Origin of the sequence: Dietzia maris, assembly GCF_014144855.1 — a bacterium.
Lineage (GTDB): Bacteria > Actinomycetota > Actinomycetes > Mycobacteriales > Mycobacteriaceae > Dietzia > Dietzia kunjamensis.
Map to the genome: position 1 here is coordinate 1 of NZ_JAALDN010000472.1, position 6,767 is coordinate 6,767.

7 protein-coding genes are annotated in these 6,767 nt (G+C 58.8%); all 7 read left to right on the plus strand.

The window, feature by feature from the left end:
• Positions 1-115: 115 nt before the first annotated feature.
• The 7 genes from G6024_RS14495 to G6024_RS14525 are packed head-to-tail and all read left to right on the plus strand — an operon-like array spanning position 116 to position 6,706.
• Positions 116-655: a terminase small subunit gene (locus tag G6024_RS14495; RefSeq protein WP_159149023.1), complete on the plus strand. Its 540-nt coding sequence runs from the start codon at positions 116-118 to the stop codon at positions 653-655.
• Positions 633-2,024 (plus strand): phage terminase large subunit, encoded by a 1,392-nt coding sequence (gene terL / locus G6024_RS14500; RefSeq protein ID WP_200841577.1) that lies wholly within the window; start codon positions 633-635, stop codon positions 2,022-2,024. The genes G6024_RS14495 and terL overlap by 23 nt, the downstream gene beginning before the upstream one ends.
• Before the next feature lie 48 nt (positions 2,025-2,072).
• Positions 2,073-3,407 (plus strand): phage portal protein, encoded by a 1,335-nt coding sequence (locus G6024_RS14505; protein WP_159149025.1) that lies wholly within the window; start codon positions 2,073-2,075, stop codon positions 3,405-3,407.
• 41 nt (positions 3,408-3,448) lie between these two features.
• Positions 3,449-4,195, plus strand: coding sequence for a phage minor head protein (locus tag G6024_RS14510; RefSeq protein WP_159149026.1), 747 nt, complete (start codon positions 3,449-3,451; stop codon positions 4,193-4,195).
• Between the two features lie 2 nt (positions 4,196-4,197).
• Positions 4,198-4,659, plus strand: a complete 462-nt coding sequence (locus tag G6024_RS14515; protein WP_159149027.1) for a restriction endonuclease — start codon at positions 4,198-4,200, stop codon at positions 4,657-4,659.
• A gap of 26 nt (positions 4,660-4,685) precedes the next feature.
• Positions 4,686-5,579 carry an HK97 family phage prohead protease gene (locus G6024_RS14520; protein WP_159149028.1) on the plus strand — a complete coding sequence of 298 codons (894 nt, stop codon included), beginning with the start codon at positions 4,686-4,688 and terminating at the stop codon, positions 5,577-5,579.
• A 56-nt stretch (positions 5,580-5,635) separates the two neighbouring features.
• Positions 5,636-6,706, plus strand: coding sequence for a phage major capsid protein (locus tag G6024_RS14525; RefSeq protein ID WP_159149029.1), 1,071 nt, complete (start codon positions 5,636-5,638; stop codon positions 6,704-6,706).
• The last annotated feature ends 61 nt before the right edge of the window (positions 6,707-6,767 follow it).

Here is a 6,767-nt window from a genome sequence, read left to right on the forward strand (position 1 = left end):
CCGTCACCCTCTGCGCAATTCTCACCTGGCTAAGCCAATTGGGAGACACGCCCTAGCCGCGCTCCGCCGGCTGCCCTCTTCACAAAAGGCGTCTGACGTGCATTAATAGTTGTATATGCAAGACACGCCCACTCAAGAAGAAAAGCACCCAGGTGGCCGACCACTCAAGTTCCAGACGGTCGAGGAGCTAGACCTAGCGATCCAGAACTATTTCGCGGAGCAGGACCCCCACACCACCAAGGTGCTCGTGGAGACTGGGCGCGACGCCAAGGGCAACATGCTCTTCGATACGCGCACGGTGCTGACGGAGCAGAAGCCCTACACGATGACAGGGCTCGCACGTGCGCTCGGAGTCGATCGCAGGACGCTCCTGAACTACAAGAACAAGGACGAGTATTTTCCCTCGATTCAAGGGGCGCTCAATCGTTGCGCTGAGTATGCGGAGACGCAGCTCTTCGGTCCGTACGCCAATGGCGCCAAGTTCGCGCTGATCAACAACTACAACGGCAAGTACCAGGACTGGTCCGACAAGCAGGTGGTAGCGGGCGATCCAGACGCGCCGCTCGGTAACCCGATGCAGGGGCTCAGCGCTGCACAGCTGCGTGCGCTAGCGGAGGCACAGACCGATGCAGGTGACACCTCAGATCAGGCTTGAGGCGCAGAAGGAGCTCGCTAGGCGCTTCTTCTACGATTACTGCAAGCTTAAGTACCCGAAGCACTACACGGCGGACCGCCCGTACCTTCAAGACGTCTGCGAGCGAGTTCAAGCCTTCGGTGAGCAGAACAAGAAGCGCTTCCTTGTCATCAACATGCCCCCGCGGCACTACAAGAGCTTCACTGCCGGCAACTTCGTCGAGTGGCGCTTCGGCGCGGACCCCAGCCGCAAGGTGATGACGGGCTCGTACAACGAGACGCTCTCGACCACCTTCGCCCGCAAGGTCCGCGACACGATTGACGAAGAGCCTTCGGCCGGCGTGCTCGTCTACCGCGACATCTTCCCAGCGACGAGAGTGAAGTACGGACAGGCCAGCGCGAGCAAGTGGGCGTTGGAAGGCAGCGGCCAGGACAACTACCTCGCCACGTCTCCGAGCGGCACGGCTACTGGCTTCGGCGCGAACGACATCGTCATCGACGACATCATCAAGAACGCGGAGGAGGCTTACAGCGATCTCGTGCTCGAGAAGCACTGGTCCTGGCTCACCAACACGATGCTCTCCCGAACTGAGGGGGACGACTGGAAGGTCTACCTCTTCATGACCCGCTGGGCGCAGGGGGACCTCGCCGGCCGGATCATCGATGCGTTCGGTGACGAAGTGGAAGTCATCACCTACAAGGCAGTGCAGGAAGACGGCTCGATGCTCTGCGACTCGGTCCTGACCCGCCGAGACTTCGACCTGAAGACCAAAGAGATGAACGTCGACATCGTGGAGGCGAACTATAACCAGAAACCGATCGACGTGAAGGGGCGGCTCTACAGCGAGTTCGTGGAGTACGAGGCGCTGCCGGCTGGGGAGCGTAAGCGCTGGAATTACACCGACACCGCGGACACCGGCGCGGACTTCCTTTGTTCTGTCAACTACGACGAGGTGGACGGCGACGTGTACGTGACCGACGTGGTGATGACTGACGCTGCGATGGAAGAGACCGAGCTGATGGTTGCAGACATGCTCGACAGCGACCAGGTGGACGAAGCGACGTTTGAGAGCAACAACGGTGGGCGGGGCTTCTCGCGCAACGTGGAGCGCCTGCTGAAGGAACGGGGCAATCGACGCTGTGTGGTGAAGGCCGTGGCGCAGACTGCCAACAAGGAGGCTCGCATACTCACCTCGAGCGCCTGGGTGAACAAGCATGTCTTCATGCCTCGGGGTTGGAAGCAGAAGTACCCAGAGTTCTACAAGCAGCTGATGGCCTACCAGAAGAAGGGGCGCAACAAACACGATGATGCCCCGGATGTCCTGGCGGCAATCTATGAGCGGGTAGCCAACCCAGACAAGAAGAAAGAATTCCGGGTCCGCAGCGCCTAGCAATTATTGCATTGTCGCAATTCAATATCCGGTATATGATTGCAATATATGGCACGAAGTAAAGCTCCACTCCGTTATAAATTAGCAGCCAGGCTACTTGGTCGCGGAAAAGCCTTCGTGCCGCACCTCAGCAACACGCTCGAGGCGTTCGATACCGGCGGCAAGGTCCGTGACTACAAGACCAAGCAGGATGCAATCTCGGCCAACCTCGGCTGGGCTTTCACTGCGAACGATGCCATCGCTAGGCCGACCGCCAGGATCAGGCTCAAGCTCTACAAGCGTGACGCGGCAGGGGACCGGACGGAGATCCTCACCCACCCAATCCTCGATCTGATGAACGCTCCCAACGGCGCGCACAAGGGGAAGCAGCTACGACGGCTTCACTTCACCTACATGAACTTCACAGGGGAGTCGTATCTCCTCATGCTCAAGGGCGCCAAGCCGTTCGAGCCGAAGAAGGGCCAGGTCCCTGACTCGCTCCACATTCTTCCAGCTCACCTTTGCGAGTTCGTACTGGGAGAGACCTACAGCCAGAGCATCGTGCGCTTCAACAACAAGGATTATCCGATCGGCTCGGTGATCCGTGACATCAACCCGAATCCGGCCAACCCGTACGTGGGCCAGTCGATCATCACCGCAGCCTCCGCGACCATCGACACCGATGAGCAGATGAAGGACTGGAACAGGCGCTTCTTCGCCAACAACGCCCGTCCTGGCCTGGTGTTCAGCACTAACGAAGAGATGAGCGACGAGGCGTACGCCCGCTGGAAGCAGCAGTTCGCAGACACTCACACCGGCACAGAGAACGCCTACAAGAACCTCCTGGTCGAAGGCGGCGACGTGAAGCCGTACATGGTCAACCAGCAGGACCTCGACTTCCTGGCCTCCCGCAAATTCACCCGCGACGAGATCTTCGCGATGTTTCAGACCTCACCGGCAGTAGTCGGACTCATCGAGAACGCCAACCGTTCGATCATGGACGGCGCTGTCTACACGCACATGGTCAACAACTGCGTGCCGCGCATCGAAGACTTCGTCGAACTGATGAACACCTCGTTCATCAAAGTCGCAGATCCAACGCTCGAGCTCGACTACGAGAACCCGGTCGGAGAAGACAAGGAAGCCAAGCTCAGCGAGGCTGAGAAGGGCGTCAACAAGTGGCTCACCATCAACGAGGTACGCGAGCAGTATGGCCTCGCGCCACTGCCAAGCGGCCTTGGTGACCAGATCTACGCAGCCGGCACACTCCGGCCACTCGATCAGCTTGCGGCAGCAGCGGTCCCGACAGAGACACAACCTCCCGCCGAGTCCCCGGCCCCTACCGAGGGTAAGAAGAGCCACCCAAAATCCACACCAAGTCGATCAACCCTGACGACAAGGTAGAGCAGTACCGACTCCGCGGCGAACGGCACGAGGAGACTGTCATGCGCTCGCTACGGGCGCAGTTTGAGACGCAGCGAGCTTCGGTGCTGAGCAAGCTCGAGACGGTCCCGATGCCGACCAAGGGCTATAAGCGCAAAGACTGGCTTGACGATGTTGTGGACTGGGACGAGTTCGACGCCGCAATGGCAAGGGTGCTCGCGCCGATCCTGCTGGGCGTGGTGGCGGAGTTCGGCAGGCTGTCCATGGAGCAGGTCAACCTCGACCCGTCCCTGTTCAACGCCTTCAACCAGTCGGTCCAGGAGTACTACAACACCCGCAGCACGAAGGTCGCCGCGGACATCAACGATGAGACCGAGAAGCAGCTGCGTGCCGCACTGTCCCAGGGCATCCAGGCAGGGGAGACGAGCTACGAGCTACGAGCTCGCATCGAGCAGGTCTTCGGGGCGGCGCTGACCTACCGAGCGGACCGCATCGCTCGAACTGAGGTCACGAGGGCTCAGGCGTTCGCTGACATCGAAGGATGGCGGCAGAGCGATGTCGTAGAGGCGAAGGAATGGCACACGGCGCAGGACGAGATGAGGTGTGTCTACTGTGCCGATCTGCACGGCCGGGTCGTTGCACTCACTGCGAACTACTTCGACAAGGGAACTTCACAGATCGTCGAGACGACGGGCAAGGACGGCAAGCCGAGGGTCATGACTCAGGTCCACGACTACGACGATGTGATCGGTCCGCCAGCTCATGCGAACTGTAGGTGTGTCTTGCTGCCGGTCCTGAAGGACATCTAGCGGTGGAGTACATCACCGACCCTCACAAGGCAGAAAAGAATGCCACACAGCTGATGCGCCAGTGGGGATTCGCAGACGCAGTGGCCGGCACTGGGGGCGCTGACGGTGGCGTGGACGTGAGGTCGAAGCGAGCGCTGGCTCAAGTGAAGTGGAAGGGCGGGGTCGTCGGCAGGCCCGATGTGCAGCGCCTCGTCGGGGCGCGGGGGACCGGGTCCGAGGCCTTGATTTTCTTCTCGGCCAGCGGCTACAGCGCTCAGGCGATCGAGTACGCGGACCAGGTGGGCGTGGCTCTCTTCACCTACGACCCGACGGGTACGCCGGAAGCGGTCAATCGCTCTGCCAAGCAGGTCATGGCTCAGCCAATGAGCGTCCTTCCCACGCTGCATGAGGATGTCCGCTTCTTCGGAGCGCTCTTGGCCGCACTAGTTCCCGCCCTGTTGCTATTGATTTATTTGAATAGGTGATAGATATTGTGAAATAGAGAAACTATATGAAAGACAAGCGAACTAAGTTATATACCACGAAGATCAAGTCGATCGACGAAGAGAACAAGTCGATCCGCTTCCGCATTAGCGACGACAGCATTGATCGCTACGGCGAGCGCGTGGACCAGAGCTGGAGCCTCAAGAACTTCCTGAAGAATCCAATCGGTCTCTGGAACCACAAGAGCTACGACGTCGAACCGGAAGATGTGCTCGGACAGTGGAGCGACATCACCACCGAAGTTGACGGCACCTACGGGACCCTCACCTTCGACACCGACATCAACCCGAAGGCGCTCACCGTCTTCCAGCAGTACGTCAAGGGAACGCTGCGCTGCGTAAGTGTTGGGTTTATCCCGCACACCCTCGAGTTCGAGGATGATGTCCCGGTCCTGAAGGACAACGAACTGCTCGAGGTGTCCTGCGTGCCGATTCCGGCGAACGCCAACGCAGTAGCGCTGGCGCTCAAAGAGGGATCGCTCAACCGCAAGGACGCGCAGTGGATGCTCCGCTCAATGCGTGAGGCGTCGATCAACTTAGAAGATCAACTGAAAAAGAAGGACGCCCCTGAGGGCGAGGAGACCAACGTGGAAGAGGTGAAAGAGCAACTCAAATCGATTACTGACCTGATGACAAGCCTGAGCGAGACGGTGACGACTCTCAATACGAGTGTCGAGTCGATTACTAGCGAGCTTGGCGAAGTGAAATCAACTGTCGCGGAATTGAAGCCAGTCGAGACGGCTCCTCCAGAGACTCAAGCTCCTGAACCAGCTAAGGGCGGCGAAGACGACCAGCCCGGTGCCGGTGAGGACGAGTTCGATGAAGACGCTGAACTTACTCCTGAAATTCAAGCGCAGATCGATGCGGACTTTGCTGCGGCAGAGGAAGCTCAAGACCAATAACAACAAACCTAATCACTCAAAGGGGGTGATAAGTGACAAAGACTATAAAAGAATACGTGGCTGAGAAGGCTGCGGCAGCTGCGAAAGCTAAATCGCAGGACCAAGTTCCTGGTGCTCCTGGCACAGCTCCAACTGTGACAGAGACTGAGGAAAGCAAAGATCGCGAGATCAACAAGAACTTCTTCACAGCGCTCGCTACGAAGAACTCAGTGCTGATGGGCGAGGCACAGAAAAGTATCCGTGATCAGTACAGGGCCAAAGCTCAGACGATCGGGACCGACGATGAAGGTGGCATCTTGGTGCCGATCACTGTCGACGCGAACATTCGACGCGAACTCGACTACATCTCGCCAATCCGACAGATCGCTCGTGTGATCAGCAACGCGCCTGCTCGCCTCCAGCTTCCAGCTGCGAACGGCGGTGACGCTTACTGGGTAGCCGAAGCTGCGACCATCCCAGAAACTGAAGTGAACTTCAGCGTGAAAGAGCTGGTCCCAGAGAAGCTTGCGAGCCGCATCAAGGGCATCACAATCGAGTTCCTCCAGGATGCAGCGATCAACCCTAGTGCTCAAGCCCTGCTCGAAAGCCAGCTCGCTCAGAAGGCGGCAATGGTGGAGAACGCAGCGTTTGTTAGCGGCGACGGTACGAACAAGCCATTTGGCTTCCGCTCTACAGCCGTTACCCCTGTGTCTCTTGACCAGGCCGGCTCTGCACTGACTTGGGCGGACCTACTCGCGTTGCAGTTCAAGCTACGCACGGCGGTTCGAAACCAGGGCGTGTACGTGATGGCGTCTGCTGCGCTCGCGAAGGTAGTCGGACTCAAGGACAGCCAAGGGCGACCTCTCTACATCAACAGCGTGTCTGAGGGCGCTCCTGCAACCCTGCTTGGTCGACCTCTCTACATCGTGGATGAGATCCCTGCGAACCTCGGCACAGGCACTGACGAGACGGAAGTCTGGTACGGCCTGTTCAGCGACTATGTGATCGGTGATCGCCTGGGCACAACCTTCGATCTCGGCACGAGCGGTGACGACTTCGACAAGGCGCAGTACACACTTCGCATGCTCAAGCGAGTCGGTGGTGTTCCAACAAGCAACAACTTCGCGGTACTCCGAAAGGTTAAATAGCCATGGCGCTCGTAGAGTTCGTGGCTGATGTGGAGTGTTCCCGCTAAAGTGGCCACTGCAA